The organism is Clostridium sp. CM028 (assembly GCF_030585565.1).
GTDB lineage: Bacteria > Bacillota > Clostridia > Clostridiales > Clostridiaceae > Clostridium_AD > Clostridium_AD estertheticum_B.
This window is the reverse complement of record NZ_CP077766.1, coordinates 1,873,527-1,898,955: the sequence shown is the minus strand read 5'-3', so window position 1 is coordinate 1,898,955 and position 25,429 is coordinate 1,873,527. Positions and strand designations below refer to the sequence as shown.

Genomic DNA, 25,429 nt, shown 5'->3' with positions numbered 1-25,429 from the left:
GAGGAGTGAAGAATTTGGAAAATTTTTTATTGAATTTAGGAGTGTCTGAAGGAATTATTAAAACTATTCAATGGTGGTCGCCAGCCTTTGAAGGAATCGGAGTCATCATTGCTATAGTTATTGTTGTGAGGATTATTAAACATAAGAAAAACAAATGAATTTATTTATAGCTCTCATCTTAAGTTAAGGTGGGGGCTATTTGACGATTACGAATATGATAAAAGCGCAAGGCAATTATTCATTTTCTAAAATGGAATAAATATTATGATGTTACAAAAATGTAAGTTGAAAGAGCAAAATGTAAGCCGAAGCAATGGTGGTATATTTTGCTTTTTTGTATACTAAGAGTGTAAAACATATTTAAAATAATTAATATTAACGAGGGGTATTTATAATGACAGAATTATTGAAAGTAGAAAAAGAATTTTTGAACTCTTTATAAAATTCTTATATTATAAAACTATTAGTAAACGAAAGGAAGATGAATAAGAATATGAATAATTATATTTTACAAACAAAAAATCTTTGCAAGACTTTTAAAAAACAACGCGCAGTAAACAAAATTTCGCTGTCTATTGAGAAAAATTCTGTCTATGGATTGCTGGGACCAAATGGTGCTGGAAAATCAACTTTATTAAAAATGATTACGGGAATGCTTCATCCAACATCAGGAGAAATTATTTTTGATGATCATTCTTGGAGCAGGAATGATCTTTCAAATATAGGGGTTTTGATTTATCTCCACCTCTTTATGAAAATTTGACGGCGGTAGAAAACCTGAAAGTTCGAACCATTCTTTTAGGGCTTCCTGATTCTCGTATTAAGGAAGTATTGGAAACAGTTGATTTGACAAACACAAATAATAAGCAGGCAGGACAATTTTCTATGGGGATGAAGCAAAGGCTTGGAATTGCAATTGCACTACTAAATAAACCCAAATTGTTAATTTTGGATGAGCCTACAAATGGCCTGGATCCTCTTGGAATACAAGATTTACGTGAGTTAATACGTTCTTTCCCAGCTCAAGGAATGACAGTCATCCTCTCCAGTCATATATTGTCTGAGGTTGAATTGATTGCAGACCACATTGGTATCATCAGCAATGGGGTACTCGGGTATAACGGCAAAATTAATCCTGGAGAAGATTTGGAAGTACTTTTCACAGAGGTTGTGAAAAAGAACAGGGAGATGGTTTCATAATGCTCGAATATTTACAGGCTGAAAATTTAAAATGTAAGAGAACATTTATAAAAAAAATAATTTTTCTTGCACCTATGGTTACCTTCCTCATTGCACTTTCATCTGTTATATGGTTTCAAGCCAATAGCTTTAATTCGTGGTACATGATGATACTACCAGGATATATTTCAATAATGGCAGTGATGACTAATGAAAGGGAAGAAAAAAAATTACGGTATAGAGCTGTATTTGGTCTTCCAATTTCACTAAAAAAAGTGTGGATTTCAAAAGTTTTGGTAAATGGGTTTTATATGCTTCTATCCTGCATGGTTCTGTCAGTAGGAATTATTTTAGGCGGCTACTATTTTCCCGTCACTGTACCGTTTTTTCGGGCACTTGTCGCAGCTGTTTTGATTGCAGTTACATCTTTGTGGCAAATTCCACTTTGTATGTTTTTAGCAAAGAAACTGGGAATGATAGGGGCTGTTTTGATTAACGTTTGCGGTAGTATTATGTTAAGTTCTTTGACTGCAATAACATCAACGTGGTGGATTTGTCCTTATAGCTGGACAGCTCGTATTATGTGTCCAGTTCTTGGATATCTTCCAAATGGACTTAAGGTAGAAACAGGATCTCCACTACTAAATCCAATCGCGATTCCAATTGGGATAATTTTGTCTCTTATTCTGTTTGCATTGCTATTGATTGTTACCGCTAATTGGTTTTCAAAACAGGAGGTTAATTAATATGGTTGCTTTACTTAGATGTATAAAATCGGATTTTTACAAATTAAGACATACTTCTATTTTGTGGATTCATTTATTTATTCCACTAGCAGGAGCGTTTATGTTTTTATTATATTACTACGGGACATCAAAGAACTCAATTATGGATATAGAAGGGTATCTAGATGCGCTGGCCATTGCGTTTCCTTTACTGATAGGATTAATCAGTGGGATAGTAATTGAGCAGGAAGAGCAAGCTGGAGGTTTTCAAGTAATGCTATGTACTTCAAAATCAAAATGTACTACGTATTTAAGCAAGTTAATTTTTTTACTTTTATTAGGAAGTTTTTCTATTGCACTTGCTGTAGGAGTATTTGCACTTGGATTTCACGTATTGCCCTACTTATTTTATTTAAAAGCAGGTGCAGCATTAATTATAGGAAACATATTTCTTTATATATTGCATGTGTTCATTAGTCTTCAATTTGGAAAGGGAGCATCTACAGGGCTCGGAGTTTCCGGAAGTCTGATTTCTGCTCTTATGCTTACAGGTCTTGGTGATTATATATGGCACTTTGTTCCATGGGCATGGAGTGTGAGACTTTGCAATAGTATGGTTAACAAGTTGAACTATCCTGCTTTCAGTGCTGAAATAGCACTTGATATGCAAAAGGGATTATTTGTAATGCTATTTGCAATATGTATTGCCTTCGTTGCTAGTTTATTTTGGTTCAGAAAGTGGGAAGGAAGAAAGTCATATGAGTAAGGAGAAATTATTATGAAGATAAAAAAAATATTGATACCTTTGTTCACAGTTTTGTTTTGTACGCTAATAACAGGATGTTCTCCAAAAGATAAAATAATTAGCAAAGCCAGGAACCATGCAATTAAAGATAAAATTGTATGTAAAGTTAATGCTAAAAATGCTACTCAAATAAGTTACAAGGATACAACCTATCAAATTTCAAATCTTTCATTGGAGCGGTCTAAAATTGGGGGATGGAACGGAATTATTGACAAAGTGGCAGTTATTGATAAAAATAATTGTATACTTGAGCAAAAAAGAATTGATTCGTCTGCCCAATTAACAATAGAGGATGTAAAAAAGAATCTTCCTAAAGATGCAAAGTTTATTGCAACACTTTCGGATGAAGAAGAAATATCTAATTTATAAAATATATTGTGAGAGACTAGAAGCAGAAATGCTCATTTTTTAGCTCGTTTACGTTATACCGTAGACAAACGCCAACTAATTCTTTAACAATTTCAAAATATACTTAATATAACTATATTTTTCAAACAATTACATAAATAATATATACTTGTATATAAATTTGTATCATTGTATAATTAAAATTGACCTTTTTGGTAGTTTATAATAAAAATCTGAAAATATTATAGAGAGCAACTATAAAATATAAGGCAAAGGATGGAAAACATGACAAAAAAATTAAATCTAATTAAAAGACTAATCCTATTTTTTATAGGAATGAGTATAATACAGATCGGGGTAGCTTTGTTTTTAAAAACTAATATTGGTTCTGATCCGTTTACCTTATTCACTCAAGGATTAGCATTTTTATTAAAGAAGACACCTGGAAGTGCCAATATGATTATTTTATTTGTAGTGGTTTGTATAATACTTTTAGTTGAAAGAACGCGTATTAATATAGGAACAATTATATGCGTGGTGGGAGTAGGCCCCATTATGGATCTTGGAGTAAAGGCTGTTTCATTTTTTCCGATTGAATCTTTAAATATTGGTGTAAAAATACTTTTAGTTGTATTCGGCTGTGTTCTAATTGCAATTGGATTTTCTATACTTTCAGCAAGTAATCTAGGCGTTGCACCAAATGATATTATTCCATTTATAATAAAAGATAAAACTAATTTAGAATATCGTTGGGTTCGTATGAGCTTAGATGCTATCTTTTTAATAACAGGATTTACACTCGGTGGAGTATTTGGTATAGGTACAATAATATCTGCATTGTTAACAGGTCCATGCATACAATTTTGCCTTCCATATGGAGAAAAGTTAGTAAATGCGATTGTTAAAAATCAATCTGAACATAAAGAGGAAGAAAATGTATATGTGGAAGCTTAAATTTAATTATATTAATGGATAGTAAAAGAAAAGTTTTCTATAATGATGGCAGGGTAAAATAATAATAAAAACAACCATCCGGAGCCCAGATGGTTGTTTTTATTGAAATAAAGATTTATAATCAGCATTAGAAATTCCAGTTTTAAAGGCATTCAGGTCCTGAAAAGAACTTACATCTACCCTGTGTAAGGAAAGTAGACCATCATTTTTAGAGGACCAACTAGACGACTTGCCATCAATGGTGAAAGCCATTTTGTAACCAGCTTCGTTCACAGCCTCAATGGCACTTTTGTTGTACGCACCACCAGGGTAGGCAAAGAAGTTTATTTCTTTCTTTAATATTTTTTCTAGATCTTTTTTAGATTGAATTAATGTTGCTAGTTGCTTATCCTTAGAAAGTGATTTTAACTTATCATGATTTACGGTATGGCTTTCTATATCTACTCCGTATTTATCCATTACTAAAAGCTGTTTGGATGTCATAAATTCATGATCTTTATCAATCTGAGAAGTAATAACAAAAATTGCTGCTTTAAAATTATATTCTTTTAGAACAGGGAACATAGCAGTATAGTTATTTTCATAGCCATCATCAAAAGTAAGGACTACAGATTTTTCAGGTATTGGCTCCTGATTCATAAAGTACTTATATAAATCTGTAAGCGTTATAGTCTGGTAACTGTTATCTTTTAGATATTTCATTTGCTCCTTAAACGTTTCAATAGGAAGAGAATTGGAATTGCCTTTTCCGGAGGTAATTGAGTGGTACATTAGGACGGGGATGCTCTTACCATAAGGTTTATTAACTGTGGACGTTTTTTTTGTAATGGGTATAGGCATTGAACATCCAAGGATTGAGATTAAAAAAATTAATACAAATATGAAAGATAATCTTTTCCACATATCAACCTCCTAAACCGATTTACATTACAAATTATTATTTGTAATGTATAAAAAATTATACCTAAATTGTTTTAGGAGAGTATAGAGATTAGTGGAAATAAAATGCATGAAATTTTTTTGCATTTAGTTCCTTTTTAAAATAAGATACATACAATAGTAACTGAAGATAAAAAGGAGTGATGTTAATGTCAAAGGTTGAAGATAGCTGTGGTTGTGAAAAAAAGCATGAGGATAACTGTTGTAAAAAAGAAAAGCAATTCCACGACCATGAATTTTTAGGAAGCACTAGATTGGCAGAATTAGGTAGTGAGGATGCTCATAATCATAGATTTGCTGGAGTATCAAGTCCTGCAATACCAGTTCAAGGTGGGCATGTGCATAAAGTTAAATCAAGAACAGATTTTTTTGACCACTTTCATGAATTTGAAGCAACTTCAGGTTTAGCAATACCTGTTGGCGGTGGTAGGCATGTTCATTTTGTAAAGGCTAGAACTAATGTCGTTGATGACCATTGCCATGAATTAATATTTGCTACACTTATAGAAGCTCCAATATTTGAAGAAGCTTAATAAAAGAACTGAGTTAAGTTAAGGAATTGCTGTAAAAGGCAGTGAATGCTAACATTGTTCCATATAACAAGGCTGCAATCCTTTAAAATAAGTTTAAAGGATTGCAGCCTTATTAATGCTTTGCTATGTTTTTTGAATATAACACGATATCAATTAGCAGAAGTTATAAATTTATAGAGAAAATACTTAGCTTTGGGTATAATCTAAATGAAAGCTATAATATTTAGTGCCTAAAGGGGAGATTTAATTGAATATACTAATTGCTGATGATGAGAAACAAATGGTAAAAATCCTTTCAGCTTATTTTCAAAAGGAAGGGTTTAACACAATTACAGCAAATGATGGAGAGGAAGCCTTAGATTTGTTTCATTTACATAAAATTGATTTAGCAATTTTGGATTGGATGATGCCAAAGGTTAGTGGAGTTGAGGCTTGTAAATATATTAAGGAAAATAGTAATACAAAGGTATTAATTTTAACTGCAAGAACACAAAATGAGGATGAAATTGAAGCATTAGATTGTGGAGCCGATGAATATATAAAAAAGCCTTTTGATCCTAGAATACTTTTAATAAGGGCGAAAAAGCTTATAAACTTTGATGATGAGATAAGTATTAATAATATAAAAATAAACACAGATGAGAAAAGAGTATATAATAATGGAGAAATATTAAAATTAACAAAAATAGAATATGATCTTTTGATTTCTTTTGTTAGAAACAGGGGTATTATTTTATCGAGAGATAAGCTAATAGATTTAGTTTGGGGAATGGATTATGATGGAGACCATAGAACGGTGGATACCCATATAAGAAGACTCCGAGCGAAAATAGGCGAGGATAGTATAAAGACCTATAGAAGAATTGGTTATAGTATGGAGGCGGATGAAAATCAAAATAAGTAAAAAGTTCACATTGTCTATAGCGTCAGTCACAATTTTTGCAACTATAATTTCTATGGTGATAAATGTATTTTTTATTGATAGATTTTATATGTTTAAAAAGACAAGGGCATTAGACCAGATTTCTGAGCAAATAAGCAGAAAAAAAACAGATTATATTTTTAAAAATATAAAAGAAATAGAAAAGAAAAATGATGTCACTATAGTTTATTCTGAGGTGAGTAGAGACATTAACAATATTAATGAGGATTTAATAACTAAATTTAGTTCAAATAAAATAAAGCTAAATAAATTTTGGCTTACGGAAGATACTTTAAGTGAGTTAGATAGTAAAAGTGTAAATAAGATATATGACCAAGGAGTAACAAAATATAAGGTATTAACAAAGTTTATAAAGATTGATAAGTATATATTTGCTATAGCGATGCCACTACCATATATGGGAGAAACTATAGATATTATAAATAAGTTTAATATATATTTAAATATATTTTCTTTGATTTTAATTATAATTTTAGTTGGCTTTTTTTCTAGAAAAATAATAAGACCATTAGAACTTATAAAAGAATTATCAAAGGACATTGCTAATTTAAACTTCAGAAAAGAGGAAATTAAAACAAATGATGAAATAGAAGAGCTTGCTATAAGTATAAATAGCATGAGTGAAAGCTTAGAGCAGGCACATAAAGAAATCAATTTTCAAAATGAAAAGTTAAAGACTTTAATTTCAGATATGGCTCATGAGGTTAAAACTCCATTAGCTTTAATAAAGGCGTATGGACAGGGAATTGAGGATGGTTTAGATGATGGGACATATATGGGAATAATTAATGAGCAAATAGACCATATGGATAGTTTAGTAGAAAATCTTTTGTTTTTGTCAAAGCTTGAAAAAAAAGAATTAAAAAAAGCTAACTTTAGTTTGAAGAGAAAGTTTAGTAGTGTTTTAAAAAAATATAAACTACTTATAGATGAGGCTAACATAAATTTTATATCAAATATAAATAAAGACGAGGAATATATTGTTTATGGAGATGAGGAAGGCATTGATATTGTATTAAATAATTTAATTACAAATGCTATAAAGTATACTAATAATAATGAGGTAGAAGTAGAAATAGTCAAAGAAGATAATAAAACAATGTTTTCTATAAAAAATGGATTAGAAGAAAGTAGTAAAGAAGATTTAGAAAATATATGGACACCATTTTATGTGCTTGAAAAATCAAGAAGTAAGGAACTTTCTGGTACGGGATTAGGGTTATCTATAGTGAAAAAAATATTAGAAAAACATAATCTTGACTTTGGATTTAATGTGAAACAGAATAAGATTGAATTTTACATAATATTTTAAATAAAGTTTTTTGTAACATTGGCGTAACACTTCTATAGTATTTTACTTATGAGGTGATTTAGTTGAAAAAAAGAATATCATTGGTTTTAGTAGCTATAACTGTAACAACATTGTTTTCGGGTTGTAATAATAAAGCTATTTCAAGTAATAATAAAGTTAATCCGATTAATAACAAAATGAATACTAAGGTTGAAAATTTAGATTTTAAGTTTAAAGTAGAACCTGTTACCTTTAAGATAACGGTAGAATCTAATGGAATCACGGAAACAGTATCTGAGCCTTTAGAAAAAACGGAGGTATCAAACTTAAAGGACAATGGAGATAAAATATCTTGGAGTTATAAAAAGAAAAATATTGATGTAGAAATTCAAAAGAAAGATAAGTATTTAGATGTATCTATAAAATCTAGTAATAAGGATGGTGAAAATAAATTTTCATGGCCAAAAGTAACAGGAGAAGGATATATGCTTCCATTAAATGAGGGTAAGTATATTCCAAAGGATGATAAAGTATGGAAAGACTATTTAAATGATAATGAAATGAAAACTTTAGAGTCTTTTTCTATGCAGTTTTTTGCAGCAAGCAAAAAGAATTATTCGCTATTATATATAATTAACAATCCTTATAATAATGAAGTTAAATTTGATACTAAAGAAAATATTAAATTTACTTTTAATCATGAATATCCTTCAATAAATAAAAACAAGGATTATGGATTTAGAATTTATTTAACTAAGAATAATCCGGTAGATGTAGCTAAAACTTATAAGAATTTTATTGTGAAGCAGGGTAACTTTAAATCTCTAGAGGATAAGGCTAAGGATAATAAAAATATTGAAAAGCTTTATGGGGCGCCACATGTTTATTTTTGGGATAGGTCGGCAATATCTGAGGAAAATGTTAAATTGGATAAGATAAAAGGAAGCATTCCAAAAGATCTAAAACTTTGGATGCAGGAGTTGTTAAAAACAAAGGTTGAGGATGGTGGAGAGCTCGCTACTGCTTTTAATGATTTAGATTCTTCAGAGTATCTTGATAAATTTACAAAAAATAGAATTATAAAAGGTTTTAATTCTGTAATACAGTTAAAGGAGTTTTATAACCCTAAGGTGTTTACGAATTTAGATAAAAAAAGTAAAGGGTTAATAGATAAGGGAATAAATAAATTAAACCCAGTAGAATTAATAGATTTAAATAAAGGTTTATTAAAATCATCTTTAGGAGATGTAGCAGATCCTATTGAAAAATGGGCAGATGCGAATACTGTTAATGTACTTTACGATATGAAAAAGTCCGGTATTGATAAAATGTGGGTTGGATTAGACGACTTTCAAGAAGGCTTTTTAAAGCCGGAATTAGTTGAAAAAGCAAATGAATTGGGATATTTAATAGGTGCTTATGATTCTTATCATTCAATTCATAAGCCAGGACAAGAAAAGTGGTCAACAGCGAAATTTTCTGATACATCTCTTTATGAAAATGCTACTGTAACCAATAAAGAGGGCAAAAAGATAGAGGGGTTCCAAGGGGCTGGAAGAAAGTTAAATCCAACACTTGCTATGCCAAGTGTAAAGGAGCGAGTTTCATCTATTTTAAAGATTGGTCTAAAGTTTAATTCGTGGTTTTTAGATACAGATGCAACAGGAGAAGTGGTGGATGATTATTCTAAAGAGCATCCTACAACAGAAGCAGGAGATATAAAGGCAAGAATAGAAAGAATGGAATACCTTCAAAAACAGTTTAATATGGTAGTTGGAAGTGAAGGAGGAAATGATTTTGCAAGCAAATCTATAGCATTTGCTCATGGCATAGAAACACCATCTTTTTCATGGATGGATAAGGATATGAGTAAAAATAAGGATAGTAAATATTATGTGGGAGGATATTATTCAAGTAATGGAGGAGCGCCAGAGTTATTTTCAAAGCAGATACCTATAAAGGATAAGTATAAGAAGTTATTTATGGATACCGCATATACAATTCCACTATACAAGTTAGTTTATAATGATTCAGTTATTACTTCTCATTGGTGGGGCTGGGGTACATTAAAAATAAAAGATGAAGTAGAAAATAGAATGCTATATGAGGTTTTATATAATGTACCACCACTTTATCATATTGATAAAAATGAATGGAATAAGAATAAAGCCGTTATTGTAAAACATACAAAGGTATGGTCTGATTTTAGTAAAAAGGCAATTACTAAGGAAATGACAGATTTTAAGATTTTATCAAAGGATAGATTAGTCCAAATGACTAAATATGGAGAGTGCTTAAAGGTAATAGCTAACTTTTCTAATAAGGAAGTTAATGTTGAAGGGGAAAAAATTGCCGCAAAATCTCTTATTATATTTGATGGAAACAATAAAATTAAATATACCCCCTAAAGGACTAAGCTCTAGCTTATAAATTATATTTATAAGCTGTTTTTTTGGATAAACGATAAAGATATGTAACCTTAATGTAACATAGAAGGGTTATATTAAGGTTAGAATAGTTTAAAACTAAGGATAAAGGATATGATAAAAAATGAAAGTGAGAAGAAAAATTACTATTTGGATAATATTATTTGTAAGCTTGTTAGGAGTATACACAACTTGTATAGAGAGAAATTTATTAATTGTAAAAAGGCATAATGTTACAATTAATAAAAATGGGGATGAAAAGCTAAAGGTAGTGCAAATTACGGATATACATCTTGGAGAGTTTTATAACTTAAATCAGCTAGAGAAGGTTGTCCAAAAAATTAATGGATTAGATGCCGATATAGTGGTATTTACAGGTGATCTAATAGATAATGCTTCAACATATAATGAGATTGACAATATAGCAGAGGTTGTTAAACAAATAAAATGTAAAACAGGTAAATATGCTATATATGGTAATCACGACTATGGTGGAGGGGCTGTTAGATACTATGAGGAGATAATGAATAAAGGTGGATTTAATGTTTTGAAAAATGATGGGGCAAGCATTGTGTTTAAGGATAAGCATATAAAAATTTTTGGAGCAGATGATGGGTTAATGGGAAATCATAGTGTAGATAAAACAATGAACGGAATTAACAATAAGTCTGTAAATTTATTATTGTTACATGAACCAGATTTAGTAGACAAATATAGTGATTATCCAGTTGATTTAGTTCTTAGTGGACATAGCCATGGTGGACAAGTATACATTCCTTTTTATGGTCCACTAAAGAAAAATGTATTATCAGAAAAATATACCAAGGGCCTTTATAAATTAGACAACACTAGAGGAGCAAAAATATATGTTAATAGTGGACTGGGAAATACAAAGGTGCCATTTAGATTGTTTAATATGCCACAAATTTCTCTTTTTAACTTGAAAATTTAATTTTTAAAATAGTTTGGTACACGAACAACTTTCGTGTATCTTATTTTATTAAGTGGTTAAAAATAAATACTTAGTGAAATTTGAAATTTCTATTGCTTTTTATTTTATATATGTTATTGTATTATTATAACGTAATATTAAGATATAATAATATATAAATATAAATTTTCTAGGGAGGCTTAAACTATGTTTAATTCAAAGGTTAAAGATGTCAGTGCAGAAGAGGCATATAAGCTTATAAGTGGTGATAAAGAACTTATTATTTTAGATGTTAGAACTAAAGAGGAATATGATAATGGTCACATTCAAGGAGCAAAACTTGTTCCAGTTCAGATTCTTCCTATGAAACTTGCTGAATTTGATAAGTATAAAGATAGGCCGGTACTAGTTTATTGTGCATCTGGTGGAAGAAGCCCGAGAGCAGTGGATATTTTGGAAAACAATGATTTTAAAAATATTTACCATCTAGGTCGTGGAATATCTTCTTGGAGATACGGTCTAACTAGATGATGCTCGGATAATATCCACATGATGTTAAGTATAAAATTAAAGATGAAATAATAATAAAGTTAGTAAGCCAATTAAAAGAATAAGAGGGGGATATTTGTGATAAAAAAAATATTAATCGTAGGTGGCGTAGCTGGTGGAGCTTCAGCCGCCGCAAGGTTACGACGACTAGATGAAAATGCAGAAATAATTATGTTTGAGAGAGATGAATACATTTCTTTTGCAAATTGTGGGCTACCTTATTATATTGGTGAGGTAATAAAAGAAAGAGATAAGCTTTTAGTACAAACACCTGAGAGTATGAAAGCTAGATTTAACATAGATGTAAGAAATAACAGTGAGGTAACTTCCATTAACACGGGCAAAAAGGTTGTAACAGTTAATAGTAAGGCTAAAGGCACTTATGAAGAAAGTTATGATTATTTAGTGTTATCACCAGGAGCAAAAGCAATTAAACCTAATATAGAAGGTATAAACAATAAAAGAATATTTACTTTAAGAAATATACCAGATACTGATAACATTAAAACATATGTGGATAAAAAAGGTATTAATAGTGCGGTAGTTATTGGTGGAGGATATGTTGGTGTGGAAATGGCTGAAAACTTAAAAGAAAGAGGTCTTAAGGTTACTCTAGTAGAAGCAGCACCTCATATAATGGCTCCTTTTGACACGGATATTGTTGTAACCGTCGAAAAAGAAATTTCAGATAACGGTGTAGAAATAATTTTGAATGATGGAGTTAAAGCCTTTAAAGATACTGAAGATGGTGTTGAAATAACTTTAAATAGTGGTGCAAAATTAAGCGCTGATATGATTATATTGGCAATAGGCGTATTTCCTGATACTGGATTTGCGAAAGAAGCTGGTATTAAAGTAGGCGCTAAGGGTCATATATTAGTAAATAATAAAATGGAAACTAGTGCAGAGGGAGTATTTGCAGTAGGTGATGCTATTGAAGTTGTAGATTTTATAAATAAAACAAATACTGCAATACCACTAGCTGGTCCTGCAAATAAGCAAGGTAGAATAGCAGCCGATAATATAGCTGGTTTAAAAACTACATATAAGGGAACTCAGGGTACTTCAATTATAAAGGTATTTGGTTTAACAGCTGCAAGTACAGGTAATAATGAAAGAACTTTAACAAGACTTAATATCCCTTATAAAGTTATATTTGTACACCCTGCGAGTCATGCTTCCTATTATCCAGCAGCTCTTTCAATGACATTAAAACTTATTTTTAATGATGAAGGTAAAATACTCGGAGCTCAAGGTGTAGGTTATGATGGAGTGGACAAGAGAATAGATGTACTTGCTACAGTTATTAGACTTGGTGGAACAGTAACTGATTTAACTGAGTTAGAACTTTCATATGCACCACCTTTCTCATCTGCTAAGGATCCAGTAAATATGGCCGGGTTTGTCGCTGAAAATGTGTTAGCAGGAAGAATGGATGTATTAACCACAGATCAGTTTATAGACTACGATAAAGAAAATGTTACGGTATTAGATGTTCGTACTGAAATGGAATTTAATAATGGACATATTGAAGGTGCTATAAATATTCCTGTAGATAGTTTAAGAGAAAGAATTGGTGAACTTGACACAAACAAAGAAATTATTGAGTATTGTCAGGTAGGATTAAGAGGATACGTAGCTGCAAGAATTTTAGCTCAAAAACAATTTAAGGTTAAAAACTTAACTGGGGGATATAAATCAGCTTCAAGTTTAAATTTTAAACCAAATAAAGCTGAAATTAGGGATATACCCAAAAATCAGAGTTTAGATCCAGATACTCAAGTTATAAAGGATGAAGTGGCTATAAGCGTTGATAATTATGATAAAACTCTCGATGCTTGTGGACTATGTTGTCCTGGACCGCTAATTCAAGTTAAAGCTAGCATTGACGATTTAAATGAAGATCAAATATTAAAAGTAACAGCAACTGACCCTGGATTTTATGAGGACATTAAATCTTGGTGTAATAAAACAAATAATGAATTAATAGATTTAAGAAAAGAAAAAGGTATGGTTTACGCATTTATAAAAAAAAACAATAATAATCTTACAAAAATAAATAAATCATGTTCCTCAGATATAGTGGAAAAAAATAATAAAACAATGGTAGTTTTTAGTGGTGATTTAGACAAAGCTATTGCGGCATTTATTATCGCAAATGGAGCAGTTGCAATGGGGAGTAAAGTTACTATTTTATTTACCTTCTGGGGTCTTAACATCATACGGAAACCTGAAAAAGTATCTGTAAAAAAAGGTTTAATAGATTCAATGTTTGGAGTTATGATGCCAAGAGGAAGTAAGAAACTTAAACTTTCACAAATGAACATGATGGGAATTGGAGCTAAAATGATTCGATCAGTAATGAAGAATAAAAATATAAGTTCTCTTGAGGACTTAATAAAATCAGCGATTGATAGTGGAGTGGAAGTGGTAGCCTGCTCAATGTCCATGGATGTTATGGGAATTACAAAGGAAGAACTTATTGATGGAGTGAAAATTGGTGGAGTTGGTTATTACCTAGGCCAAACTGAAGATTCAAATGTAAATCTATTTATTTAATAATATATAAAAAGTGTCTATCATATAAGATACATTTTATTTTTATGATCATACTTTTTTTAATTATACTAATTGTAATTTCAACCTATAAATATTCGTATTTTAATTGTATCTTCAACATGTTAAGAAAAAAAATATATATTAAATATTGCTGTTTGACATTAATGGCAAAAGGATGTAAAATTTATTAGCATATGCCACCAATTAAGAACATTTAAGAACTTAAAAAAGTATATGAAATAAGGAGAATATTAATGGCAAGACCAGTTAAGGATAGAAGGGTGGAAAATTTACCGCAATATACATACTTTGTACCTGCAGGTAGAAGGAAATGTGAAATTGAAGAAATAATTATAAAGGTTGAAGAGTTTGAAGCCATGAGGCTTAAAGATGTTGAAGAACTAAATCAGGAAGAATGTGCAAAGAGAATGCTAGTTTCAAGACAAACTTTTCAAAATATAATTGATAGCGCACGAAAAAAGATTGCTATAGCTTTAATAGAGGGAAAAGCAATAAATATAAGTGGTGGAAACTATACGAGGAATATATGTCAATTCAAATGTGCATCCTGCGGTTATACCTATGAAATAAAGTATGAGGAAGATAGAAAAATTTGTCCATCATGTGCTTCGCAGCAAGTTACTTGTAATAAAAGAAGCAGTTTTTGTCATGGACAATGTAATAAACAGACAACAGATGATAAATAGTTTTATAAGTTTTTACTTAAAACAAATCTATGTTTATTGGCATTTGACAACAATAAATAATAGTATTATAATATAAATGGCATATGACAAATAAATAGCGAGGTGATAATGCATGGCTGATTGTAAAAGTTGCCCATCAAATGGTGAGTGTGATAATAAAGATACATGTAGCATAGAAAACAATCCATTAAACAAAGTTAAAAACATTATCGGCGTCATGAGTGGTAAAGGCGGCGTGGGTAAATCAACAATATCTGCGCTTATTGCGCATGAACTTAATAAAAAAGGTTATAAGGTCGGTCTTATGGATTCGGATATTACAGGCCCAAGTATACCAAGGTTGTTAGGTATTAAAGATGTTAAGCCTGTAATGAGTGAAGCGGGTATTATACCAGTTAGAACAGTTGAGGGTATTGATGTTATTTCAATGAACTTTCTTGTGGAGAATGAAGAGGATCCAGTTATTTGGAGGGGGCCCGCAATTTCTGGGGTTGTTAAGCAGTTTTGGACTGACGTTATATGGGGAGAGCTTGATTATTTAATTATAGATATGCCTCCTGGCACAGGAGATGTTGCTTTGACGGTAATGCAATCAATACCAATTACAGGTATAGTAATGATTTCAACGCCACAGGATTTAGTGTCTATGATTGTTGGGAAAGCAATCAATATGGCCCGTAAACTTAATATAAATATATTAGGATTAATAGAAAATATGAGTTATATTATTTGTCCAGGATGCAGTGAGAAAATAAAAATCTTTGAATCAGATAATATAGATGAATTCTTAAATAAAAATGACCTAGATTTGCTTGGTGAAATTCCGATGTGTAGAGAAATTGTTAATATTTCTAACAAGGGAGAATACAACCTAAATCCTGAATTATCAGAAATAGCTGAAAATATTATTAATAAAATTATTAATAATATAAAAAAATAGAAATGGAGGTGAACGATATGAAAATAGCAATACCTAGTAATGGCAGTATGGTAAATCAACATTTTGGAATGAGCAAAAGTTTCGTAATTGCGACAGTAGAGGACAAAAAGATAGTAAACATTGAAGAAATATCTGCAGTAGAGCTTGCACATCAGCATCAAGGCTTGGCAGACCTACTTACAAAGCACGGAGCTACAGTAGTTATTACTGGAGGAATTGGTGGGGGAGCAATTAGCGGTCTACAGCAGAATGGCCTTGAAGTGATAAAAGGAGCATCTGGAGAATATAAAAAGGTTATTGAGGAATATATTAATGGAACGTTAGAAGATAAAAATGTAGTATGTAATCATCACGGTGAACATCATCACCAATAAAGAAAAAGGAGCACAATTGTGCTCCTATTGTTATTTACTAAAAAATGCAGAAGTCATTTTAAAAAGTCTAATTAAATTCTGCTATTATATTATTAATATGAAATATTGGACTAAGTGTATATTAGGCCAATTTTATTTTTTTGGAATATTACTATAGATCGTTTGAAGTATTAATAAGATTATTTATTGAATTAATATTATTTTGATATTCGGTTATGATAGTGTTTAATAGTTCAAAGTTGTTAGGAGCATCACTACCAGCAAGTAATTCATTAACAAATTTTATTCCCATGTATTCTCCTTGGACTGCTTCTTTAAGATAACTAGCAGTATCAGTAGTACCAATATGTTTTATATTTGATATAGTTTCTGCTACGACACCTTGGATTCCTATACCATTTGATGGATTACCACCAAGATCCTGTATTTTAGTAGAAATTTGGGTGGTATGTTGCTTATGAATTTGTTGTATTTTTTGTAGTTCACTTTTGGTATTAGCATCATTAGCATGCTCAATTAGGTCATCAAAACTGTTAACAGCCATGTATTCGCCTTCCAGAATAGAATTCAAATTTTTAATGTTTTCACTATTCATATTATCAACTCCTTAATAATTATTTTGCCCAAATAGATCATGCTTATTAAAAAAATAGAAATAAGAATATATTATATAAAAAGTTAGATATAGTATTTTATTACGTTTACAGACGAATAGTGTTACGTTTACATGGAAATAGTATTAAATCTAAGAACAAGTTAGATAATTGTGTCTAATTACTCTAAAATACGGAAAACGCAACTAAATGCTCGTAAAACAACGATTGAAGTGGATTGGTCCATATAGTATAATAAATCTTGTAATGGATTAGTCCATTAATCCAATATGCTTTAGGAGGAATTTTTATTAATATCGAAATAAACAAAAAAAATGGAATACCACTTTACATTCAAGTTAAAAAACAAATTATGGATGAAATAAAAAAAGGAACTCTTAAGGTTGGAAGAAAAATGCCTACAGAAAGAGAATTGTCTGCGAGATTAAAAGTAAGTAGAAACACTGTAAGCACTGCATATAACGACTTGGAACAAGATGGGGCGTTAAAATCCTATCAAGGAAAGGGAACTTTCGTAGTTGAAGAATCTATATCTTGGGAAAATCTCGATATTGAAAATAAAATAATGAAATTCATTGATTTAGGATTAGAGGAAGCTCTAGAAATTGGAATGAAACCAGAAGAATTTCTAGATTTAGTAAATCAAAGGGTAAATGAAAAAAAACAAATAATGGATAAAGTAATAGCAATATATATAGAGTGCAACATAGAACAAGCTAAGATGTTTAGTAAGCAACTTAGTAAAAATAGTAATATGGATGTAATGTTCTTAATGGTAAATGATTTACGAAAGATGGACAAGCTAACTAAAGATAAGATTGAAAGTGCTGAGTTTATAATAACCACATTTAATCACATTAATGAAGTTACAAATTTAACTGAGGGGCTTAATAAGGAAATTTTAGGTGTTGCAATTACTCCAAATTTAGAACCAATAGTTAAAATAGCTAGATATGGTGAGAATACAAAATTTGGATTTGTATGTATCTCTGAAGAATTTATTTTTAAAATAAAAGGAGCTTTAGAAAAGGCAGGATTAGCTGATGCCAATATAAAATTCTCAAATACTACTGATGATAATGAACTTAAAGATATAATCCGAGAATCAGATGTGATGATAGTATCACCAGGCAGATATAAAGATGTTAAAAGTAAAAATCCCAACAATAAGGAAATAATTGAATTTCTATATAGTCTAGATGAGGGTTCAGTAAAAGCGCTTAAGTCAAAGATTATTGAAATAAAGTTCAAAAAATAATGTGTTAAAAAATTATTTAGGAGGCTTTTAAAAAATGGAAAAAAAGACTTTAATTTTAGGAGTAATAGGTTCAGATTGTCACGCGGTTGGTAATAAGATTTTAGATTATGCTTTAACGGAAGCTGGTTTTAATGTTATAAACATAGGAGTGCTTTCGCCACAAGAAGATTTTATAAATGCAGCTGTTGAAACTAATGCAGATGCCATAATAGTATCTTCTCTTTATGGACAAGGAGAAATCGATTGCAGAGGCATGAGGGAACAATGTGATGAAGCAGGATTAAAGGGTATATTACTTACTGTAGGCGGAAATATAGTTGTAGGAAAACAAAATTGGGAAGATGTGCACAGTAGATTTAGTGCAATGGGATTTGATAGAATATATCCACCAGGAACAACACTCGAAACAACAATACATGATTTAAAAGAAGATTTGAAAATATTATAAAATCAATAGGAGTGATATAAGTGGATGCATATTTGCTTGTAGATTTTGGAAGTACATATACGAAATTAACTGTTGTAGATATAGCAAAAGAAGAAATAATTGCTACGGCTAAGGACATAACGACAATTGAAGACAATATAATGATCGGTTATGAAAAAGCCTATGCAAAAATAGAACCAATATTAAAAGACAAAAATGTTAATCTTATTAATAAATTAGCATGCTCCTCAGCCGCGGGAGGCCTTAAGATGATAGCCATTGGACTAGTACCAGATCTAACTGCAGAAGCTGCTAAAAGAGCAGCACTTGGAGCTGGAGCTAGAGTATTAAAAGTATATAGCTATGAATTAACATTGACTGAAATTGAAGAAATTAAAAATTCAGACATAGATATAATACTTCTTGCAGGTGGAACTAATGGTGGCAATAAGGAATGCATTATACACAATGCAAAAATGTTAGCTGACAATGGAGTTAAATTACCAATAGTAGTAGCTGGGAATAAAGTAGCAAGTGATGAAATAAGACAAATACTCACTGACGCTAAAATGTATTTTAGCATTACTAAAAATGTAATGCCAACTTTGAGTAAACTAAATGTAGAGCCGGCTAGAGAAGAAATTAGAAAAGTCTTTATGGAAAAAATTATTGACGCTAAAGGGCTAAGTAATGCAGAAGATTTAGTGAAAGGCATTTTAATGCCAACACCAGCGGCCGTTCTAAAGGCAGCTACGATACTTAGTGAAGGCAGTGATGAAGAAAAAGGTCTAGGAGATTTAATAATTATCGACATTGGTGGAGCAACAACGGATGTACATTCTATAGCAGAGGGAGAACCTACAAAGTCTGGCGTTTCAATAAGAGGCCTAGAAGAACCTTTTGCAAAAAGAACTGTTGAAGGTGACCTTGGTATGAGATATTCTGCAGTTTCTTTGAGGGAAGCGGCCGGTAGCAGAAAAATCAGAAAGTACTTAGGGGACACAGAAAGAAAAATTGATATTGAAGCAAATTGTAAATATAGAATAGAGCATATAAAAATGGTTCCTACAACTAAGGAAGAAATAGAATTTGATGAGGCTATGGCGAAAGTAGCCACAGATATATCTATGGAAAGACATGTAGGTACTGTAGAACACACAAACACTCCTATGGGAGCTATGTACACTCAAACAGGAAAAGATCTTATGGAAGTAAAGTATATGATAGGTACAGGTGGAGCATTAATACATAGCGATAATCCACAAGAAATTTTAAAAGCGGGAGCCTTTAGTGCAGAGAATCCAACGTATTTAAAGCCGCGGGATGCAATGTATTTGATTGATAAAACTTATATATTATCTGCAATGGGATTATTGTCTCAAGATTACCCAGACAAAGCTGTTAGAATCATGAAAAAGTATTTAGTAAAAGTATAATTAATTAGGAGGTAATTTCAGTGGAATTAAGAAATAAAAAATGGACGGATGAAGAGTTCTTTGAGGTTAGAAAAGAAGTAGTAAGTCAATGGCCAACAGGTAAAGAGGTTGATTTAAAAGAAGCTGTAGAATATAACAAGAGAATTCCAGAGCATAAAGACTTTGCAAAAAAATTAATAAAAGCTAAAGAAGAAGGAGCAACACTCGCACAACCAAGAGCAGGTGTTGCGTTAATTGATAAGCATATCGAATTATTAAAACACTTAGAGGAACAAGGCGGAGCAGATTTACTACCAACTACAATAGATAGTTATACAAGACTGAATAGATATGATGAATGTGAAATTGGAATACAAGAAAGTTTAAAGGCAGGAAGATCTTTACTAAACGGATTCCCGGGAGTTAATCATGGAGTTAAAGGTGGTAGAAAAGTTTTTGAAGCTGTAAATTCTCCATTACAAGCAAGACACGGAACTCCAGATGGAAGATTATTAGCTGAAATCACTCATGCTTCAGGTTGGACTTCAAATGAAGGAGGCGGTATTTCTTACAATATTCCATATGCTAAAAATGTAACTTTAGCAAAATCAGTTTTAGATTGGCAATATTGTGATAGACTTGTTGGTTTTTATGAAGAACAAGGAGTCTCATTTAATAGAGAGCCTTTTGGACCATTAACAGGAACTTTAGTGCCACCTAGTACGTCAAATGCAATTGCAATAATTGAAGCTTTACTTGCTGCAGAGCAAGGAGTTAAAAACATTACAGTTGGATATGGCCAGTGTGGAAATTTAATACAGGATGTTGCAGCTATAAGAGCATTAGAAGAGCAATGCGACGAATACTTAAAAGCTAATGGATATAAAGATATATATTTAACCACGGTATTACATCAATGGATGGGAGGCTTCCCTGAAGATGAAGCGAAAGCTTTTGGAGTTATAGCTACGGGAGCTGCAACGGCAGCACTTGCAGGAGCAACAAAAGTAATAGTTAAAACTCCTCATGAGGCTATAGGAATTCCTACTAAAGAAGCAAATGCTATGGGAATAAGATGTACAAAGATGGCTTTAAACTTATTAAAAGGCCAAAGGATGCCTATGTCTAAAGAGTTGCAAACAGAGATAGAAGTAATAAAGGCTGAAACAAAGTGTATGTTAGATAAGATGTATGAAATCGGAAAAGGCGATTTAGCTATAGCGACAGTTAAAGGATTTGAAATGGGAATTATTGATGTACCATTTGCACCAAGTAAATATAATGCTGGTAAAATGATGCCTGCAAGAGACAATAATGGAGCGATAAGATACCTGAAATTTGGGAATCTACCATTTACACAAGAATTGAAAAATTTCAATATGAAAAAACTTGAAGATAGAGCAAAATTTGAAAACAGGGATATAAGCTTTCAAATGACTATAGATGATATATTTGCAGTAGGAAAAGGTGTACTTATAGGAAGACCACAGAATAAATAAATGTATAGATGATTCAAAGTTAGAAAAAAATTTATAGAAGGACAGGTGTATATTATGAAAATTATTGATGTAGTGTGTTCAACAGGAAGAACAGGATTTTATTTTGACGACCAAAGAGCTATAAAAAAAGGTGCAGACCATGATGGATTTACATATGTAGGTGCGCCAGTAACAGAAGGATTTACATCAATTAGACAAGCTGGAGAATCAATATCAGTAATGATTATACTTGAAGATGGTCAAGTAGCTTACGGAGACTGTGCAGCAGTACAATATTCAGGAGCCGGTGGAAGAGATCCATTATTCCTTGCAAAAGATTTTATACCAATTATAGAAAAAGAAATAGCACCAAAATTAATAGGTAGAGAATTAGAAAGCTTTAAATCACTCGCAGAAGAGTTTGATCACATGTTAGTTAATGGTAAGAGGCTTCATACAGCAATGAGATACGGAATAACTCAAGCTATTCTAGATGCTGTCGCAAAAGCTAAAAAAGTAACTATGGCAGAGATTGTACGCGACGAATATAAAACTGGAGTAGATATCAAGAGAATTGATATTTTCACACAATCAGGTGATGATAGATATGCAAGTGCAGATAAAATGATAATAAAAGGTGCAGACGTAATGCCTCACGCACTTATAAATAACGTAGAAGAGAAATTAGGGCTTAAGGGTGAAAAATTACTCGCTTATGTTGAATGGTTAAAAAATAGAGTATTAAAAATAAGAACTAGCGAGAGTTATAATCCAATATTCCACATAGATGTATATGGAACAATAGGACTAGCTTTTAATAATGATATAAAAGCTATGGCAGATTATATAGCAACACTCGAAGAAGCTGCAAAACCATTCAAGTTAAGGATAGAAGGACCTATGGATGTTGAGCATAGAGAAAGACAAGTTGAATCGTTAGCTGGATTAACAGCAGAACTTGATAATAGAAAAATTAATGTGGAACTAGTTGCAGACGAATGGTGTAACACATATGAAGACGTAGTGTTATTTGCTGATAAGAAAGCGGGCCACATGCTTCAAATAAAAACTCCAGACTTAGGTGGAGTTAACAACATAATTGAATCAATACTATATTGCAAAAAGCAGGGCCGTGGAGCATACTGTGGTGGAACATGTAACGAAACTAACAGATCTGCAGAAGTTTGCACAAACATAGCTATTGCTTGTGGAGCAGATCAATGCTTAGCAAAACCAGGTATGGGTGTAGATGAAGGTTACATGATAGTTAACAATGAAATGAATAGAGTTGTAGCTTTAGTTAATAGAAAAAAATAAGAAGAATAATGAATGAGGGGTAATTGGAAAAGGCGGTTTATTTAAACTGCCTTTTCCAATATTAGATGTTGAATTAAAAAGGAGAATAACAATGAAAGAAATAAATGTAGCTGAAATAACAAAAACCGTAAGAAATTTATGTATAGATGCTAATTACTATCTTTCTGATGATATGAGAAACAAATTAACAAAGGCTAGAGAAGAGGAAACTTGGGATATAGCTAAAGGTGTTTTAGATAAGATTTTAATAAATGTAGATATAGCTAAAAATGAAAAAATGCCAATGTGTCAAGATACAGGGATGACTTGTGTGTTCATAGAAATTGGTCAAGATGTTCATATAGTAGGAGGCAGCCTTTACGAATCTATTAATAAAGGCGTAGCCGCAGGATATGAAGATGGATTTTTAAGAAAGTCAGTAGTTAAAGACCCAATAGACAGAGTAAATACAAAAGATAACACTCCAGCAGTTATATATTATGATATAGTTCCAGGAGATAAGTTTAAAATAACTGTAGCTCCAAAGGGCTTTGGCTCAGAAAATATGAGCCAGATTAAAATGCTAAAACCTTCAGATGGTCTTAAAGGGGTTAAGGAATTTATTCTAAAAGTAGTAAAAGAAGCTGGTCCTAACCCATGTCCACCAATAGTTGTAGGTATAGGATTAGGTGGCACTTTTGATAAGGCAGCTAATCTTGCTAAAAGAGCAGCGATTAGACCTACTGAAGAGGCAAACTCAAATCCTTTCTATGCAGAACTTGAAAAAGAGCTTACGCAGGAAATAAATAAGCTTGGTATAGGACCTCAAGGTTTTGGTGGAAGAACTACCGCATTAGCTGTTAATATTGAAACTTATCCAACTCATATAGCGGGTCTACCAGTTGCGGTAAATATAAACTGCCATGCGGCAAGACATGCGAGTAAAGAGTTATAATAAGGATAAGGGGAGGGAAATGTTATGGAGAAAAGAATAACTACGCCACTTACAGAAGATAAGGTTAAAGCTTTAAAGGCAGGAGATAGTGTGCTATTATCTGGTGTTGTATATACCGCTAGGGATGCAGCTCATGCAAGACTCGTGGATCTTATAGATAAGGGAGAAAAACTTCCGATGGATATTAAAGATGCGGTCATATATTATGTTGGACCAACTCCAGCAAAGCCTGGAAGGGCCCTTGGATCAGCAGGGCCAACTACAAGCTATAGAATGGATGCTTACACACCAAAGCTTTTAGAAAAAGGATTAAAGGGAATGATAGGTAAGGGATTAAGATCACAAGAGGTTGTGGACTCTATGATTAAAAATGGTGCTGTATATTTTGCAGCCATTGGTGGAACAGCGGCTCTAATAGGTAAATGTGTAAAAAAAGCAGAAATAGTAACCTATGAGGATTTAGGTTCTGAAGCTATAAGAAGACTTGAGGTAGAGGATTTACCTATAGTTGTAGTAATAGATAGTGAAGGTAACGATCTATATAAACAAGGACAAAATGCTTATTTGGAAAGTGTAAAATAAATTTGATTTAAGTTATAGTGTGAGGTGATACCATGGAAATTAATAAACCAGCAAAAGCCGGAACAATGGAATCTAACGATATATATGTAATGCTTATGCCAAACCCTAAGGGCGGTATTGAAATAAATCTTCAAAGTATTGTTATGAAACAGTTTGGGGAAGAAATAGAAAGAGTAATACTAGATACACTTAAGGAATTAAAAGTAGAAAATGTTATAGTAAATGCTCAAGATAAAGGTGCATTAAACTATACAATAAAAGCTAGAATAGAAACAGCTACAAAAAGAGCTCAATAAGAGGTGAGGTATATGAAAAGGTTGAGAAGAACTATGCTATTTATGCCTGGTAATACTCCAGCGATGCTTCAGGACGCAGGAATTTTAGGCGCAGACTCAATTATATTAGATTTAGAGGATGCTGTAAGTCTAACAGAAAAAGACAGTGCTAGAATTTTGGTAAGCGAAGCAATAAAAAATGTAGATTATAGTAATGTAGAAGTGGTAGTTAGGGTAAATCCATTTTCTACTGAATTTGCACAAAAGGATATTGATATAATTGCAAGAGTTAAACCAGATACATTGATGATACCAAAAGCTACAGAAGAAGAACTAAAAGCTATAAATGAAATACTTACAAACATAGAAGCGCAGGAATGTTTTGCAAAGGGAAGTATAAAGCTAATTCCAATAGTGGAAACAGCCTATGGAGTTGAAAATGTTTATAACATAATAAAATCTTGTGATAGGATAGTAGCTGTTTTACTTGGAGGAGAGGACTTAACTTCAGATTTAGGTATAAAAAGAACCAAAGAAGGAGAAGAAGTTTTCTATGCAAGGAATCGAGTAGCAATTGCATGTAGGGCAATGAAGGTGGATTCTATTGATACTCCATTTACAGATACTAACGATTTTGAGGGATTATCAAAAGATACGTTTAAAGCTAAAAGCCTAGGATTCACAGGTAAAGCAGCAATAAATCCAAGACAGATTGATACCATTCATTCTGTATACGCTCCAACTTCAGAAGAAGTAAAATACGCCAAAAGAGTCCTAGAGGCTATGGAAGAAGCAGAAAAAGAAGGAAAAGGAGTATTTTCCCTAGATGGGAAAATGGTAGATGCTCCAGTTATAAATAGAGCTAAAAACACAGTAGAATTAGCAAAGCTTTTAGGCCTTATATAAAAGCTTTTTTAAGCTACTTT

The 25,429-nt window shown here is 31.8% G+C and carries 26 protein-coding genes and 1 pseudogene; 25 read left to right on the top strand and 2 right to left on the bottom strand.

The genetic code is table 11. From position 1 onward, the window contains the following. Positions 1 to 14: 14 nt before the first annotated feature. The 6 genes and pseudogenes from KTC94_RS08920 to KTC94_RS08895 all read left to right on the top strand — a co-directional run bounded on the left by KTC94_RS08920 (position 15) and on the right by KTC94_RS08895 (position 4,011). Positions 15 to 158 (top strand): hypothetical protein, encoded by a 144-nt coding sequence (locus KTC94_RS08920; protein WP_220320344.1) that lies wholly within the window; start codon positions 15 to 17, stop codon positions 156 to 158. Between the two features lie 335 nt (positions 159 to 493). Continuing rightward, positions 494 to 1,200: pseudogene (locus KTC94_RS08915) on the top strand (lantibiotic protection ABC transporter ATP-binding protein). Then, positions 1,200 to 1,925 carry a lantibiotic immunity ABC transporter MutE/EpiE family permease subunit gene (locus tag KTC94_RS08910; RefSeq protein WP_220286984.1) on the top strand — a complete coding sequence of 242 codons (726 nt, stop codon included), beginning with the start codon at positions 1,200 to 1,202 and terminating at the stop codon, positions 1,923 to 1,925. The pseudogene KTC94_RS08915 and the gene KTC94_RS08910 overlap by 1 nt, the downstream one beginning before the upstream one ends. Before the next feature lies 1 nt (position 1,926). Further along, positions 1,927 to 2,670 (top strand): lantibiotic immunity ABC transporter MutG family permease subunit, encoded by a 744-nt coding sequence (locus tag KTC94_RS08905; RefSeq protein ID WP_220320345.1) that lies wholly within the window; start codon positions 1,927 to 1,929, stop codon positions 2,668 to 2,670. Positions 2,671 to 2,682: 12 nt separating this feature from the next. After that, on the top strand, positions 2,683 to 3,078 hold the full coding sequence (locus tag KTC94_RS08900; RefSeq protein ID WP_220320346.1) for a NisI/SpaI family lantibiotic immunity lipoprotein: 396 nt from the start codon (positions 2,683 to 2,685) through the stop codon (positions 3,076 to 3,078). Positions 3,079 to 3,342: 264 nt separating this feature from the next. Further along, entirely contained in the window at positions 3,343 to 4,011 is a 669-nt protein-coding gene (locus KTC94_RS08895) for a YitT family protein (RefSeq protein ID WP_165414317.1), read from the top strand. Positions 4,012 to 4,110: 99 nt separating this feature from the next. Here KTC94_RS08895 and KTC94_RS08890 read toward each other — a convergent pair whose 3' ends face one another. Next, entirely contained in the window at positions 4,111 to 4,914 is an 804-nt protein-coding gene (locus tag KTC94_RS08890) for a polysaccharide deacetylase family protein (RefSeq protein WP_220320347.1), read from the bottom strand. A 185-nt stretch (positions 4,915 to 5,099) separates the two neighbouring features. On the opposite strand from KTC94_RS08890, the gene KTC94_RS08885 reads away from it, so the two are divergent. The 10 genes from KTC94_RS08885 to KTC94_RS08840 all read left to right on the top strand — a co-directional run bounded on the left by KTC94_RS08885 (position 5,100) and on the right by KTC94_RS08840 (position 16,203). Further along, positions 5,100 to 5,483 carry a YmaF family protein gene (locus tag KTC94_RS08885; RefSeq protein WP_220320348.1) on the top strand — a complete coding sequence of 128 codons (384 nt, stop codon included), beginning with the start codon at positions 5,100 to 5,102 and terminating at the stop codon, positions 5,481 to 5,483. 247 nt (positions 5,484 to 5,730) lie between these two features. Continuing rightward, positions 5,731 to 6,387 (top strand): response regulator transcription factor, encoded by a 657-nt coding sequence (locus KTC94_RS08880; protein WP_220320349.1) that lies wholly within the window; start codon positions 5,731 to 5,733, stop codon positions 6,385 to 6,387. Further along, a complete protein-coding gene (locus tag KTC94_RS08875) occupies positions 6,368 to 7,738 on the top strand; it encodes a HAMP domain-containing sensor histidine kinase (protein ID WP_220320350.1) in 1,371 nt (456 codons plus the stop codon). The genes KTC94_RS08880 and KTC94_RS08875 overlap by 20 nt, the downstream gene beginning before the upstream one ends. A 62-nt stretch (positions 7,739 to 7,800) precedes the next feature. After that, a complete protein-coding gene (locus tag KTC94_RS08870) occupies positions 7,801 to 10,125 on the top strand; it encodes a glycoside hydrolase (protein WP_258876447.1) in 2,325 nt (774 codons plus the stop codon). 142 nt (positions 10,126 to 10,267) lie between these two features. Continuing rightward, complete coding sequence (locus KTC94_RS08865; RefSeq protein ID WP_220320351.1) at positions 10,268 to 11,095, top strand: metallophosphoesterase; 828 nt, start codon at positions 10,268 to 10,270, stop codon at positions 11,093 to 11,095. Between the two features lie 186 nt (positions 11,096 to 11,281). After that, on the top strand, positions 11,282 to 11,605 hold the full coding sequence (locus tag KTC94_RS08860; protein ID WP_220320352.1) for a rhodanese-like domain-containing protein: 324 nt from the start codon (positions 11,282 to 11,284) through the stop codon (positions 11,603 to 11,605). Positions 11,606 to 11,701: 96 nt separating this feature from the next. Then, entirely contained in the window at positions 11,702 to 14,182 is a 2,481-nt protein-coding gene (locus KTC94_RS08855; RefSeq protein WP_220320353.1) for a CoA-disulfide reductase, read from the top strand. Positions 14,183 to 14,436: 254 nt separating this feature from the next. Then, a complete protein-coding gene (locus KTC94_RS08850) occupies positions 14,437 to 14,889 on the top strand; it encodes a DUF134 domain-containing protein (RefSeq protein ID WP_165414309.1) in 453 nt (150 codons plus the stop codon). 112 nt (positions 14,890 to 15,001) lie between these two features. Then, a complete protein-coding gene (locus KTC94_RS08845) occupies positions 15,002 to 15,829 on the top strand; it encodes an Mrp/NBP35 family ATP-binding protein (RefSeq protein WP_216302223.1) in 828 nt (275 codons plus the stop codon). Positions 15,830 to 15,846: 17 nt separating this feature from the next. Continuing rightward, the gene (locus KTC94_RS08840) at positions 15,847 to 16,203 is read left to right on the top strand and encodes a NifB/NifX family molybdenum-iron cluster-binding protein (protein ID WP_165414307.1); all 357 of its coding nucleotides are present in this window, start codon (positions 15,847 to 15,849) and stop codon (positions 16,201 to 16,203) included. 151 nt (positions 16,204 to 16,354) lie between these two features. Here the strand turns inward: KTC94_RS08840 and KTC94_RS08835 are convergent, their stop codons facing one another. Further along, complete coding sequence (locus KTC94_RS08835) at positions 16,355 to 16,798, bottom strand: DUF2383 domain-containing protein (protein WP_220320354.1); 444 nt, start codon at positions 16,796 to 16,798, stop codon at positions 16,355 to 16,357. A 269-nt stretch (positions 16,799 to 17,067) separates the two neighbouring features. On the opposite strand from KTC94_RS08835, the gene KTC94_RS08830 reads away from it, so the two are divergent. From KTC94_RS08830 to KTC94_RS08790, 9 genes are all read left to right on the top strand, one after another. Further along, positions 17,068 to 18,075, top strand: a complete 1,008-nt coding sequence (locus KTC94_RS08830; RefSeq protein WP_369811901.1) for a GntR family transcriptional regulator — start codon at positions 17,068 to 17,070, stop codon at positions 18,073 to 18,075. A 34-nt stretch (positions 18,076 to 18,109) separates the two neighbouring features. Continuing rightward, positions 18,110 to 18,523, top strand: coding sequence for a methylaspartate mutase subunit S (gene glmS, locus KTC94_RS08825; protein WP_216302221.1), 414 nt, complete (start codon positions 18,110 to 18,112; stop codon positions 18,521 to 18,523). A 20-nt stretch (positions 18,524 to 18,543) separates the two neighbouring features. Next, entirely contained in the window at positions 18,544 to 19,938 is a 1,395-nt protein-coding gene (glmL, locus tag KTC94_RS08820) for a methylaspartate mutase accessory protein GlmL (protein ID WP_220320356.1), read from the top strand. A 20-nt stretch (positions 19,939 to 19,958) separates the two neighbouring features. Beyond that, the gene (locus tag KTC94_RS08815; protein ID WP_220320357.1) at positions 19,959 to 21,416 is read left to right on the top strand and encodes a methylaspartate mutase subunit E; all 1,458 of its coding nucleotides are present in this window, start codon (positions 19,959 to 19,961) and stop codon (positions 21,414 to 21,416) included. A 54-nt stretch (positions 21,417 to 21,470) separates the two neighbouring features. Further along, complete coding sequence (locus KTC94_RS08810) at positions 21,471 to 22,712, top strand: methylaspartate ammonia-lyase (protein ID WP_216302218.1); 1,242 nt, start codon at positions 21,471 to 21,473, stop codon at positions 22,710 to 22,712. A gap of 91 nt (positions 22,713 to 22,803) precedes the next feature. Further along, on the top strand, positions 22,804 to 23,646 hold the full coding sequence (locus tag KTC94_RS08805) for a fumarate hydratase (RefSeq protein ID WP_216302217.1): 843 nt from the start codon (positions 22,804 to 22,806) through the stop codon (positions 23,644 to 23,646). Positions 23,647 to 23,670: 24 nt separating this feature from the next. After that, on the top strand, positions 23,671 to 24,228 hold the full coding sequence (locus KTC94_RS08800) for a Fe-S-containing hydro-lyase (protein ID WP_216302216.1): 558 nt from the start codon (positions 23,671 to 23,673) through the stop codon (positions 24,226 to 24,228). A 32-nt stretch (positions 24,229 to 24,260) separates the two neighbouring features. Then, positions 24,261 to 24,524: a citrate lyase acyl carrier protein gene (citD, locus tag KTC94_RS08795; RefSeq protein WP_220320358.1), complete on the top strand. Its 264-nt coding sequence runs from the start codon at positions 24,261 to 24,263 to the stop codon at positions 24,522 to 24,524. Between the two features lie 12 nt (positions 24,525 to 24,536). Beyond that, positions 24,537 to 25,409 carry a CoA ester lyase gene (locus KTC94_RS08790; protein WP_220320359.1) on the top strand — a complete coding sequence of 291 codons (873 nt, stop codon included), beginning with the start codon at positions 24,537 to 24,539 and terminating at the stop codon, positions 25,407 to 25,409. Positions 25,410 to 25,429: the final 20 nt, after the last annotated feature.

What these genes read in the sequence shown, in the direction of transcription:
- KTC94_RS08840 (WP_165414307.1), top strand. Translation starts at nt 15,847, where the DNA reads ATGAAAATAGCAATACCTAGTAATGGCAGTATGGTAAATCAACATTTT.
- KTC94_RS08895 (WP_165414317.1), top strand. Translation starts at nt 3,343, where the DNA reads ATGACAAAAAAATTAAATCTAATTAAAAGACTAATCCTATTTTTTATA.
- KTC94_RS08860 (WP_220320352.1), top strand. Translation starts at nt 11,282, where the DNA reads ATGTTTAATTCAAAGGTTAAAGATGTCAGTGCAGAAGAGGCATATAAG.
- KTC94_RS08890 (WP_220320347.1), bottom strand. Translation starts at nt 4,914, where the DNA reads ATGTGGAAAAGATTATCTTTCATATTTGTATTAATTTTTTTAATCTCA.
- KTC94_RS08900 (WP_220320346.1), top strand. Translation starts at nt 2,683, where the DNA reads ATGAAGATAAAAAAAATATTGATACCTTTGTTCACAGTTTTGTTTTGT.
- KTC94_RS08865 (WP_220320351.1), top strand. Translation starts at nt 10,268, where the DNA reads ATGAAAGTGAGAAGAAAAATTACTATTTGGATAATATTATTTGTAAGC.
- KTC94_RS08835 (WP_220320354.1), bottom strand. Translation starts at nt 16,798, where the DNA reads ATGAATAGTGAAAACATTAAAAATTTGAATTCTATTCTGGAAGGCGAA.
- citD (WP_220320358.1), top strand. Translation starts at nt 24,261, where the DNA reads ATGGAAATTAATAAACCAGCAAAAGCCGGAACAATGGAATCTAACGAT.
- KTC94_RS08910 (WP_220286984.1), top strand. Translation starts at nt 1,200, where the DNA reads ATGCTCGAATATTTACAGGCTGAAAATTTAAAATGTAAGAGAACATTT.
- KTC94_RS08905 (WP_220320345.1), top strand. Translation starts at nt 1,927, where the DNA reads ATGGTTGCTTTACTTAGATGTATAAAATCGGATTTTTACAAATTAAGA.
- KTC94_RS08885 (WP_220320348.1), top strand. Translation starts at nt 5,100, where the DNA reads ATGTCAAAGGTTGAAGATAGCTGTGGTTGTGAAAAAAAGCATGAGGAT.
- KTC94_RS08810 (WP_216302218.1), top strand. Translation starts at nt 21,471, where the DNA reads ATGAAAATTATTGATGTAGTGTGTTCAACAGGAAGAACAGGATTTTAT.
- glmS (WP_216302221.1), top strand. Translation starts at nt 18,110, where the DNA reads ATGGAAAAAAAGACTTTAATTTTAGGAGTAATAGGTTCAGATTGTCAC.
- KTC94_RS08875 (WP_220320350.1), top strand. Translation starts at nt 6,368, where the DNA reads ATGAAAATCAAAATAAGTAAAAAGTTCACATTGTCTATAGCGTCAGTC.
- KTC94_RS08805 (WP_216302217.1), top strand. Translation starts at nt 22,804, where the DNA reads ATGAAAGAAATAAATGTAGCTGAAATAACAAAAACCGTAAGAAATTTA.
- KTC94_RS08790 (WP_220320359.1), top strand. Translation starts at nt 24,537, where the DNA reads ATGAAAAGGTTGAGAAGAACTATGCTATTTATGCCTGGTAATACTCCA.
- KTC94_RS08850 (WP_165414309.1), top strand. Translation starts at nt 14,437, where the DNA reads ATGGCAAGACCAGTTAAGGATAGAAGGGTGGAAAATTTACCGCAATAT.
- KTC94_RS08800 (WP_216302216.1), top strand. Translation starts at nt 23,671, where the DNA reads ATGGAGAAAAGAATAACTACGCCACTTACAGAAGATAAGGTTAAAGCT.
- KTC94_RS08845 (WP_216302223.1), top strand. Translation starts at nt 15,002, where the DNA reads ATGGCTGATTGTAAAAGTTGCCCATCAAATGGTGAGTGTGATAATAAA.